We start from the raw sequence: 25,649 nt of genomic DNA on the forward strand, positions 1-25,649 counted from the left end.
CATTATATATATTATATTCTATCATTACAATGAAAAATAATTATTTTAAAATAATAGCCTTAAAAACGAAAAGGACCTCAACCCTTTTTACGTTGAAGTCCTTCATAACCACTTTCATACTTTCTTCTTCGTTAACTCATAACCCACTTATCTTTCATAAACATAACTCTTCCTATAATAAATAAAATGAACATGGTCACAATATTACTGCCCACCATTAATAATACATGTTGATAATTAACGATTCCAAACAGCAACTCTTTCAAAATACTAAATATATTCAATATCGGTGTAGCAAAATGGAATAAACCTAGCTCATTTATACCAATCATTGAAAGATAAACCGTTGGAAATATCATAATCATCATCACAGGTGTGCTATAACTTTGTGCTTCTTTAATCGTTTTTGCCGCGATACTTGCAATCATTAAAATAGCGGCATTTACCATTGCAAATACAAGAATGACAAGGAACGCGATACTAACAATACTTAAAGTGTCATCACCAAAGGAAAGCCCTTTTTTTAGATTTTCCGTAAAGAAACTAATTTCAAAAACAACAACAAGCAATGTTATCAGCCCAGTGATAATTCCTATTGTCGAAATTGCAAGCCACTTCGATAAAACTAAAGTTGTACGGTTGACTGGGGTAATCAGTAAAGCTTCCATCGTTTTTCTTTCTTTTTCCCCAGCGAATAAATCATATGCACTTGAGCCTGAACCGACACCAATGGCCAAAGCTAACATCATCGGTACTAACATTGCTAATAAAAACGATCCACCGTCTTCATCTGAAATTTCTTTCTGTTCAATCACAAACGGTTGAATCAGCTTTGGATCTGTTCCTGTTTCAACTAAACGGTTAGAAACAATGTTTTTTTCATAGGATGCTAACGCTTGATTGACGAGAGATAATAACGTAGAAGAATTTTGGCTAAAGGAATTTCCAATGACTGTCACTTTTGCCTCTTCTCCGTTCTCCACATGCTGTACAAAATCATCAGAGAAAATAATGGCAGCTACTGCATCACCAGATTCAAACATTTTCTCTGGATTATTCGTTTTTACTAGCTCAATATTGTCAAATACAGAAAATATACGTTCTTCATTCTCAGTAATTGTATTTGGTACTGCTAGTCTAAAAGTTTTATCCTCTCCATCCGAACTCATCGTTTCATAAAAAAACACTAATCCTGTCATCATTAAAATGGGCAAAAAAACGGTCAAAAGTAATGTTCGGGAATCACGAAAAACATCTTTCAATTCTTTTAAATAAATTTTACGAAACATGTGTATCTTCACCTCTCACTAATTTACTCATAAAAATATAATTTAAATCGCGACTTCCTTCTATTTTATATAATTCTTCTAAATCTCCATGATGGACCAATTCTCCCATATGCATCATCGCAACCGAATCACATAGCATGGAAACCTCCTCCATAATATGGCTCGAAAATATAATTGTCTTCCCTTCCTTTTTCAATTGATGGACGAGTTGACGAAAAACATTTGAAGAGGTTATATCAAGCCCAGTTGTAGGTTCATCAAAGAGAATGATGTCTGGGTTATGAATTAATGTCCGAGCGATAGCAACTTTTTGTCGCATCCCTTTTGAAAAGTTTCCAACTTTCCTGTCCAAGTAATCCCGCATGCCAAACATTCTTGATAGTTCATCAATCCTTACTTTTGTTTCATGTTTACTTAGTCCGTATAAACTTGCAAAATATTCAAGATTTTCCCTAGCTGTTAATCGATCATATAGTCCTGTTTCACCACCAAATAGAACACCAATCCGTTTTTTAATCGCATTTGCCTCTTTTACTGTATCGTATCCAGCAACCGTAATTTGCCCTTCCGTCGGTGTTAACAGTGTTGCAATTGTCCGCAGCAATGTCGTCTTGCCCGCTCCATTTTCACCAAGTAAGCCGACCGTTTGCCCCTTTTTAACTGTAAAAGAAATATGTTTCAAGGCGGTCACAGACTTTTTCTTATCACGGAACTGTTTTGTCACTTCATGTATATGAATCATTCTTATCACCTCATGTTCTTGTTGTTTTAATCATACAAAGAAACCAATCGCAATTCTGCTATCCTGTCGTGAATTGTTCCTTTCCTGTCGTGAAAATGTCGTTTTTTATATTGACGGAACAACTAGACGGCATTTTTATGCTAAAATAAATTAATATTGGGAATAAAAGTAAAAGATTTGCAGTTGGGGGAAGGACAAATGAGAATCGGACTTGTCGATGATCGACTCATGGATCTAGAGAAGCTGAAAGGAATTGTATCAAGTGTTCCTGGGGTAGAAATTGTTTTTGCAACACAAGTAGCAGAAGAAGCATATGAACATATTAAAAAGAAATCCGTTGATTTATTAATTGCTGATATTGAAATGCCGAATTTATCTGGTTATGAACTAGCTGATATGATTCATTCCCATGCGCTTAATATTGCGGTAATATTTGTTACAGCAAATAGTGGTTATGCCGTTCATGCGTTTGAATTAAATGTTCATGACTATATTATGAAACCATATACAAGAGAGAGACTAATTAAATCCATTGAGCGAATCATGGAAAAAAACCGGAGTTCAGAAATAGCGGGACGTTTGTATATTAAACGAAAAAACGACATTCATATCATCCAAAAGAAGGATATTATTTTTATCGAACGTTCCGGACGCTCGACAACGATTTATACAAAATCAGGTCCCGTGAAAACATATTTAACATTAAATGAACTTGAAGGTGAATTAAGGGAACGTGATTTTATCCGATCACACCGTTCGTTTATTATTAACATTCATTATGTAAAAAACTTTTCCCTCTATGCAAAAAATTCGTATGTCGTTATGTTTGACGGTATTGCGGAAAAAGCAATGATTACAAAAGAAAAAATTGATTTTTTACAAGAAAACTATTTTTAAAGGGTGGATATTTTGGAGAAACTTTTTTATTGGTCAATTGTAGGCGTCCTTGGATTTCTCAACTTACTTCAATTGGTTCCTACAAGTATACCTATTTATGTAACGGGCATATTCGTTTTACTTATTCTCTTTTTCCTTTTTAACAAAATAATCCTTCAACTCACCGCTTTAGGATTAAAAGTACATATCTCTTTATTTACTTTACAATTTCTCGTTACCTTTATTTCACTTATAAATAAATCGCCTTGGATTGCTCTATCTACTTTTCTATTATATTTAAGCATAGAAGGTCTTCGGATCGTAGGTTCTCAAAAGATCTATCATCTAAATCAATCATTCAAGCAAATGGAGGAAGAACGGAATCAGTTTAATGAAATGTTCAGGATCGTACGAAGTGAACGACATGACTTTTTAAAACATATTTCGGTCCTTCATTATATGTTAGAAAATGAACGCACTCATGAGGCACATCAATATTTAAATGAGCTTGTCGATGATTATAAAGAAACAAATTTATCAATTAAGGGAGAGCGTGGTGTCGTTGCTGGAATTCTCCACCATATGTATAATCGTGCAACTTCACTTAATATGGATATCGTCTATGATTTCGATATTCCATTGTCTTCCCTTCCCTTAACAAATAAAGAGATCGTTACATTAATCGGAAATATTTTATCTAATAGCATCGATGCATGTGAAGAATGGCAAAAGGTAAACAGTGAAAAGGCAAGCATTTCTTTTCAATTTAATAAACGAGGCGGTCTATATATACTCGTTTGTAAAAATAGTACGGTCACGATACCAACAGAAATTATTGATCATTTATTTCATTCTTTTGGTAAAACAACAAAGAGTGGTGATCACGAAGGACTAGGTACGAAATTGATTTTTGACATTGTTAAAAAATATCACGGTTTTTTAGATTACACGCATAAAGATGAGTCATTTCAATTAAAAATAAAAATTCCTGCTATTCGTTGATAGGTTTCATTTTACCTGTCGTAAAACTTTCTATACTCACCTTCATTCTATGGTTAGGTAATTGTTTTGTACGATACTTTTTATGATATGATGGATAGTAGATATGACTTTGAAAATATATAAAGAGGATGAAAGAAATGCAAGTTCGAACGCAATTACCGGCATATCAAAGAATCGCAATCGATATAGCGAACAGAATTTATAATGAACAATTAAAAGTTGGAGAGCGAATTTACGGAAGATCGACATTAGCAAGTGAGTATAATGTCTCTCCTGAAACAATACGAAAAGCAATAAAAATTTTGGAAGACGTGGAAATTGTAAAATCAACTAAAGGAAGCGGCGTTGTCATTACTTCTCGGGAAAATGCATATAAGTTTATTCAAAGCTTTTCAAATATGAGAAGCTTAAAAGATCTTGAAAAACAAATGCGTGACCTATTGTACGAACGTCAACAGCTTGATAGTGAGCTTTTTGATATTGTTGAAAAAATTATTGATTATACAGGAAAATTAAGAAACACAAATCCGCTTGCACCGATTGAAATAGAAATCCCTAAAGGGTGTGTCCATAACGGAAAGACAATTGGTGAAGTGAATTTCTGGCATAATACAGGCGGAACAATTGTGGCTATTAAAAGAAACGAACAAGTGATTGTTTCTCCAGGACCTTTTGCTACATTTCAAGAAGGAGATATACTCCTTATCATCGGAAATGACAATGTCGTCCAACGAGTCATGCATTTTTTAAATGAATAAGACGATAAAAAATATCACACCTTACCCAAATAACCGTATTTCCATGTTTTTTAAATCAGATTTACGGTTATTTTACGTATTCTACTTGAATCATTTTTGCCTTGCAAAGCTCTGCACTTTTATTTTGCTACTAGAATAAATAAAATTGTAAGCTTGATATACTTACTTGTTTCAATGGGAGCTTACAATTCAAGGATAAAAAATTGGGGAATGCGTGTTTTTCTGTTATAAAATTGGATCAAAACCCATCATTCAGTATAGTGCTAAAAATGAAAGCCTAATACCTCAGTTATACAATGAGGAATTAGGCTCATCATTACCTACTAGCCCCCTGTTAGTAAAAAATAATTATATTTTCACAGATAATATAACCATTAACTACAATTGTTTCAATGCGCAGGCATATGCGGCAATTTGGAAAGCTCTGGAATATGACAGGTACTTTATTCTCAAGTGAAGCATGAGGCCTGAGAAAGTTAAAAGTTACCAAAAATAAAGCCACATAGGTTTGGTAGTAAGAACATTGATTATTTTTACATTTTAAAAACACCAAACTCTTTTCGTTCTTTTATTTCTTTAAGTCTTTTTGGAACAGTGAGGAAATCGTAAAATAGCCTCTTTCAAAAACGATTCTTTTTGCTAAACAAACATGTACACACCTTACATTGTTAATATAAAAACTTTTTACAATACGGTCGATCCTATAGGAACGTATAAATTTTTTCATTTATACATTCCTAGTACGAAAAAAGGGACTTTCAACTTTGAAAGTCCCTTACTCATTTTATTTCAAATCTTCAATTGAATTTATATCCATATAGGCTGGAACAACAAGACCAGTCTTTGCACCTTCAAGGTTTGGACCTAAATTTTCCAATTTGTCCCCGTATTGGTCCATATAATCGGCATGTGTTAATGGTAACCATGCCGCAACCATTGCATCAGCATCACCTTCTGCAACAGATGCAAACATTGGACCAGCATCTAATTGAATTAAGTCAACTTCATACCCTAAATCTTCGAGTACTTTTCCTACAACATTTGCACTTGCGATTTCTGTATCCCAGGCAACATAGGCAAGAGAAATCTTTTCCCCACTAACTTCCTCTGCTCCTTTTGTCCACTCAGAAACTAAATCTTTGTTCGCTTCAACCCATTTTGTAGCAGCTTCTTTCGGTTCAGCACCATCATGGATTTCTACCATAACTTCTTCCATATTCGATGGTTCCCAATGAAATTGATCAAGCACCGTATAAGCACTTGGTTGATCCTCTTTCAGCCCTTTACGTACCAACGTTTCAATTGATTCTTCTTCCCCATAAATTCCTTTTGGATCTTCAAGGTATTTCAAATCAAATTTAGCAAATTTCCAGTGTGGTGACCAACCCGTTACTACAATCGGTTCTTTTTTTTCATACGCTTTTTGAAGTTCTGCAGCCATTGCAGTTGAAGACGATTCAACAAGTTTCCAGTCAGCTAAATTATCATATTCTTTTAATGCTTTTTCTGTTGCTTGCATGATACCAGCACCTGGCTCAATTCCTACAATTTTATATTTAACTTCTTTTCCAACAGAGGTACCTTCATCACTCCCTTTATCCGTTCCATTCCCATTACCACTACAAGCGGAAAGGACAAAACCTAATGCCAAGACAAATAAAAATACAAATCTCTTTTTCAACTTCAAGAAAACACACCCCTTAATTTTTTTTATGTTTCATATTTTGAGAAATCCGGTCTAAAATAATAGCTAAAATAACAATGGATAGACCAGCTTCAAAACCAATCCCTACTTTAATTTGTGTCACTGCTCGATAAACATCTGACCCTAATCCTGGGGCACCAACAAGTGATGCAATTACAACCATAGATAAGGAAAGCATAATACTTTGGTTCACCCCTGCGAAAATTGTCGAGGTAGCTAACGGCAATTGTACTTTATATAACTTTTGCCAAGACGTAGAACCAAAGGCATCTGCTGCTTCAACTAAATCTTTCGGTACTTGACGAATCCCTAAATTTGTTAACCGGATAGTTGGTGGCATTGCGAAAATGACTGATGAGATAATTCCTGGAACAAGCCCAATACCAAAAAATAAAATTGATGGAATTAAATAAACGAAGGCAGGCATTGTTTGCATAAAGTCTAATATTGGTGTCAACACTGCTTGCACCCGATTACTTTGTGACATCCATATGCCAATTGGTACACCAATAATGATAGAGATCATAACTGATGTTAAGACGAGCGCTAATGTATCAATCATCGGTTCCCAATACCCTAAGTTGTAAATAAGATAAAGACCAATTAACGAAAATAGTCCAACTCCCCATTTACAAAACCAGTAAGCAATAGCAGAAATAATTAATATTAATATTAAAGGTGGAACTGCTGATAAAGCGAGCACGATAAAATCGACAAATCCACCAATACTGTCTGTTATAAAATCAAAAAATGGTTCGAACGCATCTTGCATAAATGAAACTAATGTTTCAATCCATTCTGCAAGAGGTAATTTTGGTATATCCATCTTATTCCTCCTCTTTTCCGTTCAGATGAGTACCGTTTCCTGACAACGCCGCTAATACAGCGCCACGTACAATAATTCCTTTTAAACGGTGGTCCTCATCAACGACAGCTACAGGTATCGTTGCCGTAGCTGTTTTATCTAGTAAATCATCCAATAGTGTATCTGGATGAACCGTTTCAATTTCCCGCGTCATCGCTTCTTCCAATGATTGACCACTTTTTATTGCCTCGGAAGCATCTTGCGCAGTAATTGCACCTAATAATAAATCTTTTTTATCAACGACATAAACACTTGATATTCCGGCATCTCTCATAATTTTAAGAGCAACACGTGGACCGCGATCAATTCGAATTGACTCCGGCTGTTTCATTACATGACCTGCAGTTAAAACTTTAGAAAAATCAACATCTTCAACAAACCGTTCTACATATTCATTTGCTGGATTTGTTAAAATCTCTTCTGCTGTCCCGATTTGAACGATACTTCCGTCGCGCATCAACGCAATCCGGTCTCCTAATCGTAATGCTTCGTTCAAATCATGTGTAATAAAAACAATTGTCTTCTTCAATTTATCTTGTAAATTAAGTAATTCATTTTGCATATCTTTCCGTATTAAAGGATCTAATGCACTAAAGGCTTCGTCCATAAGTAATACATCTGGATCATTTGCCAATGCTCTCGCTAATCCAACCCGTTGCTGCATTCCCCCACTAAGCTCTTTCGGGTAACTATTTTCATAACCTTCTAGTCCGACTTGCTTAAGTGCCTCTTGTGCCTTTTCCATCTGCATTTGTTTATCTGCACCACGAGTTTCAAGTCCATACATCACATTACTAAGGACAGTTCGGTGAGGAAATAGAGCAAATTGTTGGAAAACCATACTTAACTTTTTTCTTCGTACTTCTCTTAATTCTTTTGCGTTTAATTTCACAATATCCTGACCATCAATGAACACATTTCCTGCTGATGGTTCAATCAATCTATTAATCATTCGAACTAATGTAGATTTACCACTCCCTGATAAACCCATGATGACAAAAATTTCCCCTTCATAAACTTTAAAATCAGCTTGATTCACTCCAACAGTCATTCCTGTTTTCGCCAATATTTCTTTCTTTGATATTCCACTATCTAACATTTCTAAGGCTTGACGAGGAGATTTACCAAATATCTTTGTAACATTACGAACCTCTATTTTTACTTCACTCATTCTTTCACCTCATAATTTTAATAACTTAACCATAATCAAGTGAAATATTATGGTAATATAGTAACAACCTATCTAATTATAATGAGTTGTTTCTTTTAAGTAACGATTCTATTCTAACAAATGAGTTGTTACTTGTCTAGGAAAAACGTCTTTTTTTAAAAACTTCTGTAGAAAAAAAGACTATTTCCATCTGGATTTTCCCATTTGAAAATAGTCTTTATATCATTTCATTTTTGCTTTAATTAATGTTCCATTGCCGTATTTTTTAATGTTTTTTTCATCTTTTCTTTTTTTCCACCTTCTTCGCTCGGTGTTGCCCGTTGAATGAAGCAGGCGAGAATTAAAGCAACGAAAATAATAAAGGTAGAGATTAAAAATGTATGATTAATCCCTTCAAGCAATGCTTCTAATTGAATATGTCCGATTTGTTCGGGAGTTAATGCACCATTTGCCTTTGTCATCGCTGCTTTCATTAATTCCTGTGCATGACTTTCTTGACGAGTGGACATAATCGTTATTAAAAATGCTGTACCAATCGCACCAGATACTTGGTTTAATGTATTGTTCATCGCTGTACCATGAGGATACAAACGTGGTGGTAATTGGTTAAGTCCATTTGTTGAAGTTGGCATCATAATCATCGACATACCAAACATTCGACAAACATGGAGAATCGCAACATGTGTAAATGTTGTATCAAATGATAATTTACTAAAGAAAAATGTCGTAACCGTAAGAATCGTTAACCCAGTAACAGCTAAAATACGCCCACCCACTTTATCAAACATTCTTCCTGTAATAGGTGACATTAGTCCGTTAATAATTGCACCTGGTAATAAAACGAGTCCCGATTTCATTGGAGATAATCCGATAATGGATTGCGTGTAAATCGGTAAAAGCATAAATCCAGAAAATAACGCCATATTTACAACCATTGTAATAACAGATGCTAATGAGAACATTGGAAACTTAAAAACATGGAAGTTAAGCATCGGTTGTGTAAGTTTGTTCTGTCTAAATATAAAGATGATTAATGTGATTATACCAATTACAAGGCTCACATATACTTGCCAGTTATTCCAACCTGAATTTCCCGCAGTACTAAATCCATATAATAATCCACCAAAGCCAAAGGTAGATAGGACAAGTGATAGGAAATCGATGTGCATATTTACTTTTTCCTTCTTATCTTTTAATAGGAAGAAGCCTAAAATTAGAACAGCCACTGCAATTGGTGCAATTAAATAGAAAAGTGCACGCCAGTTAAAGTGTTCAACAATCCAGCCAGACAAAGTAGGACCAATCGCTGGAGCAAATGTAAGAATAAGCCCAAGCGTTCCCATTGCTGCCCCTCTTTTAGAAATAGGAAAACTTACTAACATGACGTTCATTAATAGTGGCATAAGAATGGCGGAACCAGAGGCTTGTGTCATCCGCGCTAATAATAATATGGCAAACGTAGGAGAGATTGCTCCAATAACTGTACCAGCAGTGAAAAGTCCAACTGCTGTTAAAAATAAGTTCCGAACAGAATACTTTTGAATAAGAAATGCAGTGGTTGGAATCATTATCCCATTAACTAACATAAATCCTGTAGACAACCACTGTACCGTTGACATTTTCACATCTAAATCTTTCATAATTGATGGAAGGGCAACGTTTAAAAATGTATTATTTAAAAAAGAAATAAAAGCACCCACCATTAAAATGGCGATAATTCCATATGGCGGACGCTTAGAGTGTACTTCATCCATACATCTCCCCCCTTTTATACTATCGGTTCAATATTTTAGACCATTATTTCACGTAAAATTTATCTTATACTAAGAAAAATAATTTTGCAATAAAAAAATCTACCTATTTATTTGTAATCGTTTCAAGTTACCTATACAATTTTTATATAGTTCATCAGCTTTTATAAATATGGCTGTTATGCGCGAACCTGGACCCTTCCCGTGGGTATGGTCTTTAGTAAATACGAAAGAGTTAGGTGATATATATGAATGAGCGCAAAAAACAGGTCATTTTAAAGGCTCATCAATTATTTATAGACAAAGGTTTTCACGCTACATCAATTAATGACATTTTAGAATATAGTGGCATCTCAAAAGGTACGTTTTATAACTACTTCTCGTCAAAAAATGAATTGTTAATGGAACTTTTTAAAATTAATTATACACAGCTTGAAAAAAAGCGAAATGAACTATTAATTGGTCAAGATCCTTCTGATATCAATATTTTTATCAAACAAATCGAAATGCAAATTGTTATGAATCGAAAAAATAAACTAATTTCCCTGTTTGAAGAAATTGTTGCCTCTCATGATGAGGAATTAAAGCAATTTTTCAACAGTGGTCAGTTACGTATTTTGAAATGGATTTACAATCGTTTCATTGATTTATTTGGTGATAACAAAAAGCCGTACTTACTAGACTGCGCAATTATGTTTACCGGTATTTTGAACAAGAATTTAAATTATTATTCTTTAGCTTACGAAGAATCAAGTAAAGTCCGTATTCAAGATGTCATTCGTTACAGTTTAAATCGAATTATCCAGATTGTAAGAGAAGTTGAGATAACGAACGAATCATTATTTTCTCCTCATTTATTGGAACAATGGCTTCCAGAATCAAGTATGAATCGGATGGATGACCAGCAACTTCTATATCGAACGATTTTAGCGATGAAGAAATCTGTCATGACGCAGAAGGATAAGACTCATTTTATAGAATTACTAGATTTTATTTATGAGGAGCTTGTAGTAGAGGATGAACCTCGTTTTTTTCTCGTATCAATTGCGTTAGAGAAACTGAAAGAAGAAAGTAGTACATTAAATTTAAAGGAAATTAAACAATTAGAGGATATTATTACAATCCGTATAGAAAAAGGAAAGAAGTAAATATAGGTTTCAAATGAACTGTTGTAAAGAAAACTCAGGGGAAGCTAGAGCCGTTAGGAGACATGAGAGACTAAAGTTCGCCAAACGGAAAAAGCGTTTTTCGGCTTTGATGTAGCTTGGAGAGCCTTCCTTTTGTGCTTAAGCGTATTGGTAAGTAGAAGTTGGAAAATTTATACTTTCCTATTAGCCAAAAGAAAAACCGGGAATTAATCGCATCCCGGCTTTTTTACGTTATAGAGTTAATAAAATCATTGTAACGGATAGCCATGTTAAATAATTTAACGAATAAATTAAATTCATTTGTGCCCATTTTTCTACATTCTTCGTATGAAAGCCTCTGAAAGCTAATACAATCCAGCCAATCGTAAGGATGGTTGAGACAATTACTAAGATGGGTCCGAATATATGAAATAATAAAAATGGAATCGGTAAAAGGCAAATAATATAAAGCAAATTTTGGCGTTTTGCTACGTCCATTCCACATACGACTGGCAACATTGGTACACCAGCTGCTTTATAGTCCTCAAACCGCTTCATTGCGACAGCTAACGTATGGGGTATTTGCCAAATGAATAAAATAGTAAAAAGGACAATTGGAACAACATGGTTGGCTGGTTTCACTACAGCCCACCCAATAAGTGGAGTAAACGCTCCTGATACACTACCAATCACTGTATTTAATGTATATTTCCTTTTTGACCAAAATGTATACAAAACAACATAAACGAACCAACCTAAAAAGGAGTAAACTGCCGCTTCCAATGTTGTCATTAACATCACAACGAGACCGATAATTGTTGTAATAATACCCGACCATAAAACAGATTTCATTGAGAAATGACCAGTTACTGTTGGACGTTTCTGTGTCCGTATCATTTTGCTATCTAAATCTACTTCATACCAATTATTAATAATTAAAGCCCCTGAAATAACGAGTGTACTACCAATCATCGTTAACAGAAAGAGTGACCAATGTTCATTAAACCGTTCACCGGCAAAATAAAGCGATAACCAATAAGCTGTAAATACAGGGAGGACATTTGCGACCAAAACTTTCCCTTTCAACAAATATTTAAGATCGATTATAAATTGCCGTATTGAAACACGTTCTAAGAAAGTGGTTTGTAACAATTCTCGATTCGTAAGCGCCTCTCTCTTCTCCATAAACCTCATCCTTTTAAAGATATTCATCATGTTTATATAATTAATCCACTATCATATTAACACGAAATGAAAATCTTTGTAAGTAGAAAGGTTGAACATCCATAAAGCACTCGTGTTGCAACCTAAACCTTTGTACGTTAGAAATATATTCATGATACTAGCCTTTTAAAAGCACTTTATATTACTCGTTTATAATTTTTATGGTTCACTACTGTTTTCACTGGTTCTCCCGTTTTTTTACTAATCCCCATTTGGATAATCACCGAATTATCCCGAACGATTAACACTTCTCCAGTTTTTCCTTTATGCTGACCCCTTTTCACCTCAATCATATCACCAACTTTCGCTTTTTTTACGTTCACATTTTTTTCTTCTTGAATTTTTGTTTCTTGGTCCATTTCAATCCCTCACTCACTTTATTCAGATAGGAACTTAAAAAGTCTCCCTCAATTTCTTTTTTAATATGACCATTTTAAAGAAAGATAAACAGGAGGGCCGCGGAAATAGTTACAATTGATAATAATTGAATCAGCTTATATAATGGAATTTGTCTCTAAAGAACAACTTCTATTAGACGATGATTAAATTAAATATAATTAGGAAGTGTAGATTCATGTCAACTGAACGTTTTTTCACCCACCCACTAGGTATTCTATTTTCCGCAGTTTTTGCCACGCTTTTATGGGGAAGCGCCTTTCCTTTTATCAAACTTAGTTACAATCTTTTAAGTATTGGTTCAAATGATATTGGAGAGCAACTTTTGTTCGCAGGATATCGCTTTTTTCTAGCAGGAGTACTCGTTCTTTTATTTTTCATAATGATGAAGAAACCTATGAAATTTCAACGTAAAACTTTTATCCCTGTATTAAAAATTGGTGTTTTCCAAACATTTTTGCAGTATGTACTTTTCTACATTGGACTTGCATTGTCAACGGGTATTCAAGGATCAATCATTGCAGGAACTACTTCCTTTTTCCAAATGATTCTCGCACATGTCATGTACACAGATGACAAATTAACAAAGGAAAAACTACTTGGACTCGTTGCAGGATTTTCGGGTGTCATTGTTGTAAATTTACAAAAAGGTGCATCTGATATCCATTTCGGATTAGGTGAAATTTTATTATTACTCGCGATGCTTGTTAGTGGATTCGGGAATATATTAGCTAAAGAAGGCGCTAGAAAAATGGAAGTAGGTTATTTAACTGCTTATCAAATGATTTTTGGTGCGATTGGACTTTTAATCATTGGAATGATTCAAGTTGGAATGTTTCCGTTTCATTTTACTTTAAAATCCATCCTTATTCTTTTATATTTATCATTTTTATCGGCTGCTGGCTTTGTTCTGTGGAATAATGTGATGAAATATAATGCTGTAGGAAAAGTGTCGATTTATTTATTCCTTACGCCTGTCTTTGGAGTCTTTTTGTCCTCTGCCTTATTAGGTGAAAGAATTCACTCTCTTGTTCTTATCGGATTGGCACTCGTCGCTGCAGGAATTATTATCGTTAACAGAACTCCACATTTACATCCAAAAGGTCAAAATAATCGTCCTAATATGTAGCAGAAACGCGCTTACCTAATTAGCGCGTTTGTTTATATAATTTTGGCTTATGTTTTTTGTAAATCTCAGGGTTTTCATCAATATCTTTCGCTGGGTCAATATGAATAACGATGTCAATTCCTAATTCCTCTTCTATTTTCAGTTCCAAATCATGAACAATATAATGTGCCTCTGCGACCGTCATTTGCGGAGGGACAACGACATGCATCGATGCCATCTGTCTTCCAGGTCCATAATCATGAATTTTTAAATCATGAACATAATTAATCGGTTCATTATAGTTATCCACAATCAGTTGAATACGATTCATTAATTCAGGATCTGGAGACATTCCAAGTAAAAAGTCGACTGAATCTTTTGCCGTAATAAAACCAGTGTACATAATTAATCCAGAAATAACTAAACCTAAAATACCATCAACTGGAAAATTTACAAATACACCGATAATCGTACCTAAAATCACACCGGTAGTCGCAATCGCATCATTTAAACTATCTTTCGCCGTCGCTCGATTCATACTTGAATTAATTAAATTCCCGATATAACGGTTATAAACATACATCCAAAGTTTTAAAAGAACTGAGCATGCTAAAATGATGAGTGATAGAGCAGTTAACTCTACCTTTTCTGGATGGACGATTTTACTTAATGAACTGCGGAACAATTCTATTCCTACGCCAAAAATAATGAAGGATACGATGAGTGAGGCAATATACTCGTATCTACCATGCCCATACGGATGTTCTTTATCAGGTGGTTTACTGCTTAGGTTAGCACCGAATATCGTTATTAACGAACTCCCGGAATCAGTTAAGTTGTTAAATGCATCTGAAATGATAGCGATACTATTCATAAATAACCCTGTAATTAATTTGACAGCAAAGAGGATAATATTACAAATAATTCCTAGCACACCAGATAAAATTCCATAACTCTTTCGTACATTTCCATCACTAACGTTTTCATGGTTTTTAATAAACTTTCTTATAATTAGCTTTATCATCAAAAGTCCCCTCATAACAAGCATCAATTTTATTATTGCACGAAAATGGACTTTTTCAAACAGAAAATCGGACAATCTTTTTAACAACTATCTCTGGATGCTGTTTCTCTCCCTTTTAAAGAGTTTGATTCCCTTTCTTTCACTCAAGTAGGTCGAACCTAATATGAACACACCACCAATTACTTGTGCTGCACTCATACTTTCACTTAAAAATATAGCAGCCATCATTACTGCAGAAATTGGATCTATATAGCTAAAAATTGCAATCGCGTGTCCATTTAATTCCTTTATTGCAGAAAAATAAAAAACATAAGCAAGCCCTGTGTGAATAACGCCAACAATGAGAATAAATAAAATCGATGTAGTATTTAATGTAGTTAAATTAAAAGACTCATTAAATAAAACATATGGCAACAACACAATAGATGCCAACCCTAACTGAGCAACTGTTGCCTCGTAATCAGATAAGTTTTTAATAAATTTATTCATTAAGATAACACTTGCATAAAAGGCTGCTGCTAATAAACCGTACATAATTCCGGTAACATGATGATACTCACTATTTGAACTACTATCGGTACCAACGATAAGGAAAAGCCCGACCATCGCTGTAACAATACTTCCTACTTTCCCTAGCGTTAGTTGCTCCTTTAAAATAAATGGAGCGAGCAGCATGACAAAAATGGGTGCAAAATAATAACTTAATGTTGCATTTGAAATGGTTGTATATCGGTAGGCTTCAAATAAAAAAATCCAATTAAAGCCAATCGCTGCACCAGAAAATAAGAGTAGAATGATATTTTTTTTCGTTGTACGAAAGCGTAGATTCTTTTTTAATAAAAAACTTATGGCGATTAAAAAAAGACTACTGATTATTCCTCGAAATAAAGCAATTTCACTCGAAGATAAATCAATATTTTTTACAAATAAACCGATACTACCAAAGATTAGCATCGCTAGTGTCATCTTTAATTTTCCAGACATGTCCTCTCCCCCAACTTGTCTTGCAATTGTACTATTCATTTTACTACGATTTCCGAAAAAATTACATAAGATTTCCGAATCTTTAAAGAAATTATGTTTTTAATACGCAACTATTAACTCCATATTTCTTCTACAAACTTTTGTACTTCAACGATAAATCGTATACAATATAAGAACATTGAAGAGGATATTCAAAAAGGTGGTAAGTTATGTCACAGTGGAAAGATTTACAAAAATTCGCACCATTTATTCAACAGAACTGGAAAAAAGCAGGATTTGAACAACCTACAGCAGTCCAAGAAGAAACGGTTCCTGCTATATTAGAGGGGAAAGATCTCATTGTTGAATCACCAACCGGAACAGGAAAAACATTAGCCTATCTTTTACCAATCATTCAGAAATTAGATAAAAAAACACAACATGTTCAAGCCGTTATTCTCGTTCCTTCCCGTGAACTATCGATGCAAATACTAGATCAAATACGGAAATTCACAAACGGTACTTCATTTAAAGGTGCCTCCTTTATTGGTGGGGCAAATATGAAAAAACAAGTTGAAAAGTTAAAAGACCGACCACAAATCGTCGTCGGGACACCTGGCCGGGTTCTTGAACTCATTCAAGCAAAAAAGTTGAAAATGCATGAAGTGAAAACAATTGTCATCGATGAAGCCGATCAATTGATTGCAAAAGAACATATACAAATAGTAAAAAATATTATAAAAGCAACGTTGAAGGAAAGACAGTTACTTTTCTTTTCTGCAACGATAACAAAAGAGGCGGAACAAATGGCTAGTGAGCTTGGAACAAGTCCACAACTCATTCGGATCCAGCAAAAAAATCAAGGTAAGCATATCACACATGTATATATTAAGAGTGAACAGCGAGAGAAGGTAGATACGCTAAGAAAATTTATGCATACTAACCCTGGTCGCACAATTGCCTTTTTAAAAAATACAAATAAAGTTGAAGAAGCCGCAATCAAATTACAATACCATGGTCTAAACTTAGCTGTATTAGCTGGCGAAGGGAAAAAGAAAGAGCGGAAAGAGGCAATTGCACAATTTCGTTCTGGTAAAGTCCCATTATTACTAACAACCGATGTAGCGGCTCGAGGCCTTGATATACAAGATGTTCAAACGGTTATTCATTTTGACTTTCCAAGCACCCGAGAACAATATTTACACCGGTCTGGTCGCACCGGGCGTATGGGGAAAGAAGGTACAGTCATTTCAATTGTCAACACGATAGAAGAAAGCTTTTTACAGAAAATGGGGAAAGAATTACAAATAGACTTGATTGAAAAACAATTACGTGGTGGAAAGCTTATTGATTTAAAGAGATAATTTCTCGAACGTTTTTAAAGAAAACTTTAGGGACGAATAAAACTTGGCGAAGCGAGAGACTTGAGTTCGCTAAAAAAGAGGTTTTTTCGGCTTTGATGTAGCTGCTAGAGCTTTCCTTGTCCCGCTTAAGTGCATAAGGAAAGTAGAAATTGGGAAATTTATGCTTTCCTATTAGCTAAAAAAATGACGGGATCATTAAAATGGTACCTGTAGGTAGGACACTTGAAAAAGAGTGTTTCACCTACAGGTATTTTTTTATATACTTGAATTTTAGAATATGGGGATTAGGGGACAACATGAGTAAAATAACTTTTTCAACCAAAGAGATAAAAACACTTCAACAGAATCCAAATATACATCGTGTCAGCGATCGGTCTATTACCTATACTGACGATTTTAAAAATAGATTTATTGATGAGTACCTAGCTGGCAAACTCCCTCGTCAGATCTTTGCGGAGAACGGTTTCGATGTGGACGTTATAGGAATAAAACGAATCGAACAGTCAGCCTGCAGGTGGAAAAAGGCCTATGAGAAGAATGGCTTGATTGGGCTTACGGATACGAGGAAAAACGCTTCCGGCAGACCCTTGAAACGTGAGCTTTCACCGTCCGAAGTGATTGAAAGACAAAAGGCAAGAATCGAACTGTTGGAAGGACAGGTTGAGCTGTTAAAAAAGCTAGAAACGACAGAAAGGAGGCTGCTAAACTCAAGCGAAAATCTAAATCCGAATAATGCATATCAATTGATTCAGGAGACCATTGAACAAAATGGATTTAAGGGGATGACCAGGTATCTATGTGGCCTCTTAGAGGTATCCCGGTCTGGATATTATAGCTACCTAAAGGCTTCCTCTTTCCGGGAAGCAAAGGAGAAATTGGATCTTGAAGCGAAGGAAATCATTTTAAAGGCCTTTAATCGGCGCGGATATAAGAAAGGTTCACGCTCCATTAAAATGATACTGGAGAATGATTTTAACATTACGTTTAGCCGTAAAAAGATACAGAGAATCATGAGGAAATATGGAATCATCTGTCCTCACAGAAAGCCAAATCCTTATAAAAGGATCGCTAAAGCAACCAAGGAGCATCAGGTTGTTCCAAACAAGTTAAATAGGGAATTTAAGCAAGGAGTTCCAGGAAAAGTGTTATTAACGGACATTACTTATTTGCCATATAACGGAAATTCCATGGCTTATTTGTCAACCATAAAAGATGCGTCCACTAACGAACTCCTAGCTTACCATGTTTCTGATCGTATCACTCTAGACATCGCAACAAAGACGATTCACAAACTAATGAAAAACAAGAAGATTACACTACATAAAGATGCCTTCATCCACTCTGATCAAGGGAGCCATTATACGAGCCCCAGATATCAAAAGTTATTAAAAAAATATGGCCTAGGACAATCTATGTCCCGAAGAGGGAACTGTTGGGATAATGCCCCTCAAGAGTCTTTCTTTGGTCATTTAAAAGATGAAGTAGACTATCAATCTTGTAAATCCTTAAAAGAACTAAAAGCAAAAATAAATCACTATATGGTTTACTATAACAATTATCGATATCAATGGAATTTAAAAAAGATGACCCCTATTCAATATAGGAATCATCTTCTAGTTGCTTAACCTCTTTTTTTATTGTGTCCTTGACATAGGTACCATTTTAAAAAGTACGGTTCTCTTTTTTGTTTAATGATATTTTGTTAAACCTATTTCAAATTCTTCATCTAATTCAATTGCTGCGTATTCTCCATCTTTCTCTACTTTAAGGAAAACAACATCAATATCATCATGTGAGTCATGTAAATCTTCACTTAAGCTTACAGCAACATATTCTCTTCCGTCTACAGTCATTGTTGCAAGAACCTCTACCTCATTCACTTCATCCGTTTCATCACTCATAAAAAATAGTTCACCTACATCTATTTTTCCCAACATTGACGCCTCCAAAAAATTATTCCTAACTCGTATATCATGTCGATGATGATTGTTTATAGAATATTATTTCATTATTGTCCGTTTTTTTAATCACTCGTATAAAAAGAACGCTCATTCTTATAAATGAAAGTATCTTTTACCTTAAGTCCTTCTTACTATTATCATACATAAATTTTTCAAAATCATTTGTTACTAGAGGTTTACTAAAGTAATATCCTTGTCCTAACATACACCCACTATATGTTAATTCTTTTACATGATCTTGTAATTCTATACCTTCTGCAATAACTTTAACTCCGATTGTCTCTGCTAATGTGATAATCGCCTTTACAATTGCTTTACTCTCCTCATTTTTGTGAATATCTTGAATGAAAGAGGCATCAACTTTTAACATATCAATTGGAAGATGTTTGATATAACTAAGCGAACTGTAACCTGTACCAAAATCATCAATGGAAATTTGGATCCCTAACTCACGTAAACTTTGTAAAATTGATGCGGCATTATGAATATCTCCAAAGATACTTTCGGTTACTTCTAGTTCTAAATATTGTGGACTTAATTTCGTTTCTTCTAAAATGTTTTTGACCTTTTGAATAAATTTTGGATCTTTCAATTGGCGAATCGAAACATTGACAGATATTGGTAATGGTTTAAACCCTTTTTCCTGCCAAATTTTATTTTGATTACAGCTCGTTTTTAATATCCATATACCTAAAGGAACGATTAACCCAGTTTCTTCAGCTAACGGGATGAACTCTTTTGGTGGAATCCGTCCTAATTCTGGATGATTCCAGCGAACTAGTGCCTCCATACCGATGATTTCTCCAGTCAAAAGGTTTAATTTCGGTTGATATTCAATAAAAAACTGATCATGTTCTAATGCTTTCCGCAATGCATTTTCAAGTAGCGAACGTTCAAAAGATTTATTTTCATATTTTTCATTAAATATTCCATAACCATTTTTCCCCTGTTCCTTCACCCTAAATAGTGCAGCATCGGCATTTTTTAAAAGAAGCTCTGTATTACTACCATGGTCAGGAAAAATAGAAATCCCAATACTACAAGATAAAAACCATTCTTTTTCGAATGTACTTATCGGTTGTTGAAATCGTTCTACTATTTTTTCAGCATAATTTGCCACTTCAAATGGGTCACGAATATCTTTTAACAAAATAACAAATTCATCTCCACCAGAGCGAGCAACAAGATGGTGACTCCCAACAATTTCCAATAATCTTTTTGCTAATTCCACTAAAATTAAATCACCATTTTCATGACCTAAATGATCGTTTATAAACTTAAAATTATCAATATCAATAAACATGACCGCCATTTTTGAAGTATGATATTTTCCATACCTAATTTCTTGGCGTAATTGGTCAATAAAATAGCGACGATTCGGTAAATTTGTTAAGCTATCATGAAAAGCAAATTGAGCTATTTTTTCTTCAATTTGTTTTCGAAATCGTATATCACGCATGACAAGTAATAGCAGTGGTTCATTAGAGAAAGTATGGTTTACAATCATATCAAAATTTGCTTCGACATCAATGATTGTATTGTCGTCAGCTTGAATACGAAATTCCAATTGACGTACTTTATCTGCTTTTTCAGTATAAAATGTTTCAATAATATGACGAATCTTATCCATATCATCCGGATGAATCCATTGAAATAGAGATCCCCTTTCAATCATATCCATTTCATTACTTAATAAATTTTCAAAAGAAGGAGAGGCATATTGAAAATTCCCATCATGATCAATTAATGCAATAAAATCAGAGGAATGATCTGCTATTAAACGATACTTTTCATGACTTTGCTTAATTTCCTTTTCCAGCCTTTTTTCTTTTGTAATATCTGTTCGAATAGAAATATATTGATAAGGCTTACCTTTCTCATTTAAGAATGGAACAATCGTCGTATGGACCCAATATAATGTACCATCCTTCTTTTTATTACATATTTCTCCTCTCCATATGTTCCCTGAACCAATTGTTCTCCACATTTCTTTAAAAAACTCTTTTGAATGCCGTCCCGAATTAAGAATCCGATGATCTTGACCAATCAATTCTTCACGACTATATTGAGAAATCTCACAGAACATATTATTTGCATATGTAATAATCCCCTTTTGATTAGCAACTGCTACAATAGCTGATTGATCTAGGGCATATTTAATGTCAAAAAGTTCTTGTAGTGATTCTTGAGAATAACAATTCATACTCGGTTTCACTAAACCGTTCTCATCCTTTGTAAATGATGGTTTATTCATAATAATACCTCTAATCTATGATGAAAACTTTTATGGCTATTGATAATATGTTTTACATTGTTCGTCATCCCTTATTGTATTCAAATATTATATCGGATTAAAAGTGAAGTTCTTCACTTATTCGAATTAATTAATAGAACAAAGTACACTTCTTTGACCCTTTTATAAGAATAACAACACGGACAAGCTTCGTATGAATGGGCTTGTCCGTTTTCTGTTGATTGAATATTTAAGTGTCCATGTGTGGATATGGCACATAATCACTTCCATTCGATTATTCATGAGTTGGGCGGTTATACACGCTCTAGATGACTTTTTCAACCAATTTTACCGTAATTTGGGCGTCTAGAACTCTTCTAGATGACCTTTTCCCTCCTTTTCAACACGAATCGGGCGTCTACACTAGTGAAACATCCTTATTTGGTAGCCCGATAAAGAAAACTAAAAATGCTAGAGCCTTTTTCGACTTGATGTAGCTGCCAGAGCCTTCTTTAGGGCGAATAAGCGTATAGAATACGTCCGTAAGCAAAAAAATCTAAACCTTAGATTCTACAGAAAATAGGTTTAGATTTTATCAATAGATTGGCAAATTAACATTAATAAAGTAGAAAACGTTGAAATAAGTGAAGAAATTGAAAAGATGAATTGACTTAGAGAAATGAAATTATAACACTTTACTTAAAAATAACTTTGTCCGTTCATGTTTTGGATTCTCAAATAATTCATTTGGTGTATTTTTCTCTACAATGTAGCCTCCATCCATAAAGAGTACACGATCACCGACTTCTCGAGCAAACCCCATTTCATGTGTAACAACGACCATTGTCATTCCTTCTTTTGCTAACTGTTTCATAACTTCTAAAACTTCACCGACCATTTCAGGGTCAAGAGCAGAAGTCGGCTCATCAAACAACATAATTTTCGGTTCCATAGCTAAAGCCCGTGCGATGGCTACCCGTTGCTGTTGTCCCCCAGATAACGAGCTAGGGTAGGCATTCGCTTTTTCCTCTAATCCAACTTTTTTTAATAACGATACAGCTTTTTTCTTTGCCATATCTTCATCTATCTTTTTCACAACAATTGGTGATAGAATAATATTTTCTAAGACGGTTTTATGTGGAAATAAATTAAATTGTTGAAACACCATACCAACTTCTGTTCGAATTTTATTTATATCCGCCTTTTTATCAGTTATATTCACACCGTCAATGACAATTTCCCCAGCACTAATCGTTTCAAGCTGATTTAGGCAACGTAAAAAAGTCGATTTTCCTGATCCAGAAGGGCCAATGACAACAACGACTTCTTGTGGATGTATATTAACGGTAATATCTTTTAATACTTCATTATTTCCAAAAAACTTTTTCAAATTGTTTACTTGTATCATTCCGTTTTTAACCTCTTTTCCAACTGTGCTAATAAAATGCTCAATACGAGGGTAAGAATTAAGTATATGAATGCTGCAGTTAAATACGGCTCCCATACTTTGTAATATTGACCTTGGAAAGCACGAGCCCAATACATAATTTCAGGCACGGCTACTAATGAAATTAACGAGGAGTCTTTTAATAGCACGATAAATTCATTACCTAATGGTGGAATCATCCGTTTGAATGCTTGCGGTAAAATGACATGGCGCATTGATTGTGCATAACTCATACCAAGTGAACGGGCCGCTTCCATTTGTCCCCGATCCAGACTTTGAATTCCTGCACGAAAGATTTCTGAAATGTACGCTGCAGAGTTTAACGATATGGCAATAATTCCGGCAACCATTCCATTTGTATTTCCTAAAATTGCTGTAACGACACCGAAGTGAATGATAAAGATTTGAACCATAAAAGGCGTACCACGAAAAAAAGTAATATAGGCGGTAAATGGAAACGATAAAAATTTATTTTTTAACATTTTTCCCATTCCAATAAATAAACCAAGGATTGTCCCAAATAAGATTCCAAGCAGTGACAACCCGATTGTAAGCAAGGTTCCTCTTATAAAGTATGGGGCGTAATCAATAATTAAATCAAATCGAAAAGTCATGCGAAAGCCTCTCTTTCTCTTGAAAAATCTAATCGTTGTCGTATTTATTGCGCAACCTTTTCATTTAAAATGAAAATGCCAGGATTTCTCTTAAAAATTTTTAACACGACAATCTAAGAGAAAGCCAGGCATTTTTAAGAGCGCATCTGTTATTGAAGCCCTTTTAAATGTTCAATATCTGGTTCAATTCCAAACCATTTCTTATAAATTTCAGCGTATTTACCATTGTCATAGATTGCATTAATCGCTTGATCAAACTCTTCTTTTAACTTACTCCCCTTTGCAAAGACGATTCCATAGTACTCTTGTTCAAATGACACATCATCAACGACTTTTAACTTTTGATCCGAATTATTTTTAACGTACTCCTCGACAACTGGTTTGTCAGCTAAAACAGCATCCGCACCCCCATTTAACATTTCTTGAATAGCCAGATTGTTATCTTCAAACTTTTTAATATCAGGGCTACCTTTTCCGATGACTGCTTCTGCTGCATCCATTCCCGTTGTCCCGTTTTGGACAGATACAACTTTCCCTTTAATATCTTGTGCTGTTTTTATCTCACTGTTTTCAGGAACTAAAATTTGAATGTTCGATGCGTAGTATGGTACAGAAAAATCATATGTTTGCTTTCTATCATCATTAATTGTAATTGCTGCAATACCAAGATCAGCGGTTTTCCCTTCAACTTCAATGAATAGTGCATCCCAACCAACATGTTCAACTTTCGCTTCATATCCTGCTTCTTCTGCCACTGCCTTTACAAAATCAACATCAAATCCTAATACTTTATCTCCATCTAAATACTCCATCGGCGCAAAATTTGCATTCGTCACAATTCGAAGTGTTTTACTATCACCACTTTTTGCTTCTTTATTATTCCCTTCCCCTTTGCTAGTTTCGTTTGAACCACATGCAGATAACATAGAAATAATCATAATAATACTTAAAAACATCCCCAGTTTCTTCATCTTTTTCATACTCTCCACATCCTCCTAATTTCACTCATCATTTAATAGTTTTTAATTATGGTTAATTATACGTATATGTCTATAAATATGCAACACTATTTTCAAAGAAATTTTTTAATAATAAAAATATCTGTCTTATTTTATAGGTTTTATTTTTTAATAATTCCGTAACATTCAAATATTCATTACTTTATTATAATGAATTCCTGTTGTAGATACAATTCTTTTCTATATGTATTCTTTTAAATCTTGTCTTATTTATTGTTTTTATCATTTTGTAAAAATTTGAACTCATGCTTTGTTCATCATATACTAAAAAGGAAGAGAATTTCAGGAGGGAGATTTTATGGAACTCGTCGACTTAATAAAGTCACGCCGATCAATAGGAGTTGTTGATGAAAAAGAAGTTTCTGATGAAATTATTAAAGAATTATTGGAAACGGCTGTATGGGCACCAAATCATAAAAAAACAGAGCCATGGAAGTTTCGTGTTATAAAAGGGGACGGTCGAATAAAATTAGGAAAAGAAATGGCACGAATCATGAAGGAAAAAACGGCCGATTTAACTGAAGAAGAGGCACAAAAGAAAATTGAAAAGGCGGAAAAAGGGCCATTGCGGGCACCCGTCATCATTATTATGGCAGTAAGTCCTTCGGGAATTGTACCTGAAATTGAAGAAATAGTTGCTACCGGTTGTGCCATGCAAAACTTGCTCCTTTCAGCAACAGAAAAGGGGCTTGCAACAATTGTTCGTACCGGTGACATCGCCCACTACCCAGAATTAAAGCCATTCTTAAAATTAGATGAAAACGATAAAGTCATCGGCCTAATCTACATCGGCTATCCGAAAAAGGAATTTGATATTAAAGGAATACGTACTCCAGTTGAAGATAAAACAATTTGGTTTGATTAATCGTAAAGAGGCTGGGACAAAACTTTAGTAAAATAAAAATTAAGGCGTTGGAGCTTACACTAAAAAGTGTAGACCCAACGCCTTTTTTGTCACAATTCTAGTAAACAAAAAGGGCACCTTTTGATAAAATTAAAGTGACGAAACA

At 34.5% G+C, this 25,649-nt stretch carries 23 protein-coding genes and 1 pseudogene; 8 read left to right on the forward strand and 16 right to left on the reverse strand.

The annotated features are described in order from the left end of the window. Positions 1 to 131 precede the first annotated feature (131 nt). Positions 132 to 1,289 (reverse strand): ABC transporter permease, encoded by a 1,158-nt coding sequence (locus BN2144_RS00625; protein ID WP_033826444.1) that lies wholly within the window; start codon positions 1,287 to 1,289, stop codon positions 132 to 134. Further along, positions 1,279 to 2,031, reverse strand: coding sequence for an ABC transporter ATP-binding protein (locus tag BN2144_RS00630; RefSeq protein ID WP_033826445.1), 753 nt, complete (start codon positions 2,029 to 2,031; stop codon positions 1,279 to 1,281). Before BN2144_RS00630 ends, BN2144_RS00625 begins: the two co-directional genes overlap by 11 nt. A gap of 198 nt (positions 2,032 to 2,229) precedes the next feature. Here BN2144_RS00630 and BN2144_RS00635 point away from each other — a divergent pair, with 198 nt between their 5' ends. The 3 genes from BN2144_RS00635 to BN2144_RS00645 all read left to right on the forward strand — a co-directional run bounded on the left by BN2144_RS00635 (position 2,230) and on the right by BN2144_RS00645 (position 4,667). Further along, positions 2,230 to 2,928, forward strand: coding sequence for a LytR/AlgR family response regulator transcription factor (locus BN2144_RS00635; RefSeq protein WP_033826446.1), 699 nt, complete (start codon positions 2,230 to 2,232; stop codon positions 2,926 to 2,928). 12 nt (positions 2,929 to 2,940) lie between these two features. Further along, the gene (locus BN2144_RS00640; RefSeq protein WP_230199674.1) at positions 2,941 to 3,909 is read left to right on the forward strand and encodes a sensor histidine kinase; all 969 of its coding nucleotides are present in this window, start codon (positions 2,941 to 2,943) and stop codon (positions 3,907 to 3,909) included. Between the two features lie 137 nt (positions 3,910 to 4,046). Next, positions 4,047 to 4,667, forward strand: coding sequence for a GntR family transcriptional regulator (locus BN2144_RS00645; protein ID WP_033826447.1), 621 nt, complete (start codon positions 4,047 to 4,049; stop codon positions 4,665 to 4,667). A gap of 508 nt (positions 4,668 to 5,175) precedes the next feature. On the opposite strand, the pseudogene BN2144_RS21060 reads toward BN2144_RS00645, so the two are convergent. The 5 genes and pseudogenes from BN2144_RS21060 to BN2144_RS00670 form a co-directional block, all read right to left on the reverse strand. Beyond that, positions 5,176 to 5,335: pseudogene (locus BN2144_RS21060) on the reverse strand (DDE-type integrase/transposase/recombinase); the annotation flags it as partial. A gap of 116 nt (positions 5,336 to 5,451) precedes the next feature. Further along, positions 5,452 to 6,348 carry a glycine betaine ABC transporter substrate-binding protein gene (locus BN2144_RS00655; protein WP_033826604.1) on the reverse strand — a complete coding sequence of 299 codons (897 nt, stop codon included), beginning with the start codon at positions 6,346 to 6,348 and terminating at the stop codon, positions 5,452 to 5,454. 19 nt (positions 6,349 to 6,367) lie between these two features. Then, positions 6,368 to 7,198, reverse strand: coding sequence for an ABC transporter permease (locus BN2144_RS00660; protein WP_033826449.1), 831 nt, complete (start codon positions 7,196 to 7,198; stop codon positions 6,368 to 6,370). Position 7,199: 1 nt separating this feature from the next. Then, complete coding sequence (gene proV / locus BN2144_RS00665; protein WP_033826450.1) at positions 7,200 to 8,408, reverse strand: glycine betaine/L-proline ABC transporter ATP-binding protein ProV; 1,209 nt, start codon at positions 8,406 to 8,408, stop codon at positions 7,200 to 7,202. A gap of 242 nt (positions 8,409 to 8,650) precedes the next feature. Next, a complete protein-coding gene (locus BN2144_RS00670; RefSeq protein ID WP_033826451.1) occupies positions 8,651 to 10,162 on the reverse strand; it encodes an MDR family MFS transporter in 1,512 nt (503 codons plus the stop codon). Positions 10,163 to 10,407: 245 nt separating this feature from the next. Between BN2144_RS00670 and BN2144_RS00675 the strand changes: the two genes are divergently transcribed. Further along, positions 10,408 to 11,307 carry a TetR/AcrR family transcriptional regulator gene (locus BN2144_RS00675; protein ID WP_033826452.1) on the forward strand — a complete coding sequence of 300 codons (900 nt, stop codon included), beginning with the start codon at positions 10,408 to 10,410 and terminating at the stop codon, positions 11,305 to 11,307. 231 nt (positions 11,308 to 11,538) lie between these two features. Here the strand turns inward: BN2144_RS00675 and cyoE are convergent, their stop codons facing one another. Both cyoE and BN2144_RS00685 read right to left on the reverse strand, forming a co-directional pair. Next, positions 11,539 to 12,471 (reverse strand): heme o synthase, encoded by a 933-nt coding sequence (cyoE, locus tag BN2144_RS00680; RefSeq protein ID WP_033826453.1) that lies wholly within the window; start codon positions 12,469 to 12,471, stop codon positions 11,539 to 11,541. A gap of 176 nt (positions 12,472 to 12,647) precedes the next feature. Continuing rightward, complete coding sequence (locus BN2144_RS00685) at positions 12,648 to 12,869, reverse strand: DUF2187 family protein (RefSeq protein ID WP_033826454.1); 222 nt, start codon at positions 12,867 to 12,869, stop codon at positions 12,648 to 12,650. A 215-nt stretch (positions 12,870 to 13,084) separates the two neighbouring features. On the opposite strand from BN2144_RS00685, the gene BN2144_RS00690 reads away from it, so the two are divergent. Then, positions 13,085 to 14,035: a DMT family transporter gene (locus BN2144_RS00690; RefSeq protein ID WP_042337403.1), complete on the forward strand. Its 951-nt coding sequence runs from the start codon at positions 13,085 to 13,087 to the stop codon at positions 14,033 to 14,035. A 19-nt stretch (positions 14,036 to 14,054) separates the two neighbouring features. On the opposite strand, the gene BN2144_RS00695 is transcribed toward BN2144_RS00690, so the two are convergent. Both BN2144_RS00695 and BN2144_RS00700 read right to left on the reverse strand, forming a co-directional pair. Further along, positions 14,055 to 15,038, reverse strand: coding sequence for a cation diffusion facilitator family transporter (locus BN2144_RS00695; RefSeq protein WP_042337405.1), 984 nt, complete (start codon positions 15,036 to 15,038; stop codon positions 14,055 to 14,057). A gap of 87 nt (positions 15,039 to 15,125) precedes the next feature. Further along, positions 15,126 to 16,022 carry a DMT family transporter gene (locus BN2144_RS00700; protein ID WP_075047777.1) on the reverse strand — a complete coding sequence of 299 codons (897 nt, stop codon included), beginning with the start codon at positions 16,020 to 16,022 and terminating at the stop codon, positions 15,126 to 15,128. Between the two features lie 209 nt (positions 16,023 to 16,231). Here BN2144_RS00700 and BN2144_RS00705 point away from each other — a divergent pair, with 209 nt between their 5' ends. Together BN2144_RS00705 and BN2144_RS00710 are read left to right on the forward strand one after the other, a co-directional pair. Continuing rightward, positions 16,232 to 17,365, forward strand: a complete 1,134-nt coding sequence (locus BN2144_RS00705) for a DEAD/DEAH box helicase (RefSeq protein WP_033826455.1) — start codon at positions 16,232 to 16,234, stop codon at positions 17,363 to 17,365. 296 nt (positions 17,366 to 17,661) lie between these two features. Further along, positions 17,662 to 18,990: an IS3 family transposase gene (locus BN2144_RS00710; RefSeq protein WP_033826456.1), complete on the forward strand. Its 1,329-nt coding sequence runs from the start codon at positions 17,662 to 17,664 to the stop codon at positions 18,988 to 18,990. A 63-nt stretch (positions 18,991 to 19,053) separates the two neighbouring features. On the opposite strand, the gene BN2144_RS00715 is transcribed toward BN2144_RS00710, so the two are convergent. From BN2144_RS00715 to BN2144_RS00735, 5 genes are all read right to left on the reverse strand, one after another. Continuing rightward, a complete protein-coding gene (locus tag BN2144_RS00715) occupies positions 19,054 to 19,299 on the reverse strand; it encodes a DUF1292 domain-containing protein (protein WP_033826457.1) in 246 nt (81 codons plus the stop codon). 139 nt (positions 19,300 to 19,438) lie between these two features. Beyond that, complete coding sequence (locus tag BN2144_RS00720) at positions 19,439 to 21,580, reverse strand: bifunctional diguanylate cyclase/phosphodiesterase (protein WP_033826458.1); 2,142 nt, start codon at positions 21,578 to 21,580, stop codon at positions 19,439 to 19,441. Between the two features lie 664 nt (positions 21,581 to 22,244). After that, complete coding sequence (locus BN2144_RS00725; RefSeq protein ID WP_033826459.1) at positions 22,245 to 22,967, reverse strand: amino acid ABC transporter ATP-binding protein; 723 nt, start codon at positions 22,965 to 22,967, stop codon at positions 22,245 to 22,247. Then, positions 22,964 to 23,620: an amino acid ABC transporter permease gene (locus BN2144_RS00730; protein ID WP_033826460.1), complete on the reverse strand. Its 657-nt coding sequence runs from the start codon at positions 23,618 to 23,620 to the stop codon at positions 22,964 to 22,966. The genes BN2144_RS00725 and BN2144_RS00730 overlap by 4 nt, the downstream gene beginning before the upstream one ends. A 149-nt stretch (positions 23,621 to 23,769) precedes the next feature. Then, on the reverse strand, positions 23,770 to 24,600 hold the full coding sequence (locus BN2144_RS00735; RefSeq protein ID WP_082195110.1) for a basic amino acid ABC transporter substrate-binding protein: 831 nt from the start codon (positions 24,598 to 24,600) through the stop codon (positions 23,770 to 23,772). Positions 24,601 to 24,937: 337 nt separating this feature from the next. Here BN2144_RS00735 and BN2144_RS00740 point away from each other — a divergent pair, with 337 nt between their 5' ends. Further along, positions 24,938 to 25,504 carry a nitroreductase family protein gene (locus BN2144_RS00740; protein ID WP_033826461.1) on the forward strand — a complete coding sequence of 189 codons (567 nt, stop codon included), beginning with the start codon at positions 24,938 to 24,940 and terminating at the stop codon, positions 25,502 to 25,504. Positions 25,505 to 25,649: the final 145 nt, after the last annotated feature.

This window comes from Bacillus andreraoultii, from assembly GCF_001244735.1.
GTDB classification, from domain to species: Bacteria; Bacillota; Bacilli; order Bacillales; family Caldibacillaceae; genus Caldifermentibacillus; species Caldifermentibacillus andreraoultii.

What these genes read in the sequence shown, in the direction of transcription:
- BN2144_RS00625 (WP_033826444.1), bottom strand. Translation starts at nt 1,289, where the DNA reads ATGTTTCGTAAAATTTATTTAAAAGAATTGAAAGATGTTTTTCGTGAT.
- BN2144_RS00630 (WP_033826445.1), bottom strand. Translation starts at nt 2,031, where the DNA reads ATGATTCATATACATGAAGTGACAAAACAGTTCCGTGATAAGAAAAAG.
- BN2144_RS00635 (WP_033826446.1), top strand. Translation starts at nt 2,230, where the DNA reads ATGAGAATCGGACTTGTCGATGATCGACTCATGGATCTAGAGAAGCTG.
- BN2144_RS00645 (WP_033826447.1), top strand. Translation starts at nt 4,047, where the DNA reads ATGCAAGTTCGAACGCAATTACCGGCATATCAAAGAATCGCAATCGAT.
- BN2144_RS00660 (WP_033826449.1), bottom strand. Translation starts at nt 7,198, where the DNA reads ATGGATATACCAAAATTACCTCTTGCAGAATGGATTGAAACATTAGTT.
- proV (WP_033826450.1), bottom strand. Translation starts at nt 8,408, where the DNA reads ATGAGTGAAGTAAAAATAGAGGTTCGTAATGTTACAAAGATATTTGGT.
- BN2144_RS00670 (WP_033826451.1), bottom strand. Translation starts at nt 10,162, where the DNA reads ATGGATGAAGTACACTCTAAGCGTCCGCCATATGGAATTATCGCCATT.
- BN2144_RS00675 (WP_033826452.1), top strand. Translation starts at nt 10,408, where the DNA reads ATGAATGAGCGCAAAAAACAGGTCATTTTAAAGGCTCATCAATTATTT.
- cyoE (WP_033826453.1), bottom strand. Translation starts at nt 12,471, where the DNA reads ATGGAGAAGAGAGAGGCGCTTACGAATCGAGAATTGTTACAAACCACT.
- BN2144_RS00685 (WP_033826454.1), bottom strand. Translation starts at nt 12,869, where the DNA reads ATGGACCAAGAAACAAAAATTCAAGAAGAAAAAAATGTGAACGTAAAA.
- BN2144_RS00690 (WP_042337403.1), top strand. Translation starts at nt 13,085, where the DNA reads ATGTCAACTGAACGTTTTTTCACCCACCCACTAGGTATTCTATTTTCC.
- BN2144_RS00695 (WP_042337405.1), bottom strand. Translation starts at nt 15,038, where the DNA reads ATGATAAAGCTAATTATAAGAAAGTTTATTAAAAACCATGAAAACGTT.
- BN2144_RS00700 (WP_075047777.1), bottom strand. Translation starts at nt 16,022, where the DNA reads ATGTCTGGAAAATTAAAGATGACACTAGCGATGCTAATCTTTGGTAGT.
- BN2144_RS00705 (WP_033826455.1), top strand. Translation starts at nt 16,232, where the DNA reads ATGTCACAGTGGAAAGATTTACAAAAATTCGCACCATTTATTCAACAG.
- BN2144_RS00710 (WP_033826456.1), top strand. Translation starts at nt 17,662, where the DNA reads ATGAGTAAAATAACTTTTTCAACCAAAGAGATAAAAACACTTCAACAG.
- BN2144_RS00720 (WP_033826458.1), bottom strand. Translation starts at nt 21,580, where the DNA reads ATGAATAAACCATCATTTACAAAGGATGAGAACGGTTTAGTGAAACCG.
- BN2144_RS00725 (WP_033826459.1), bottom strand. Translation starts at nt 22,967, where the DNA reads ATGATACAAGTAAACAATTTGAAAAAGTTTTTTGGAAATAATGAAGTA.
- BN2144_RS00730 (WP_033826460.1), bottom strand. Translation starts at nt 23,620, where the DNA reads ATGACTTTTCGATTTGATTTAATTATTGATTACGCCCCATACTTTATA.
- BN2144_RS00735 (WP_082195110.1), bottom strand. Translation starts at nt 24,600, where the DNA reads ATGAAAAAGATGAAGAAACTGGGGATGTTTTTAAGTATTATTATGATT.
- BN2144_RS00740 (WP_033826461.1), top strand. Translation starts at nt 24,938, where the DNA reads ATGGAACTCGTCGACTTAATAAAGTCACGCCGATCAATAGGAGTTGTT.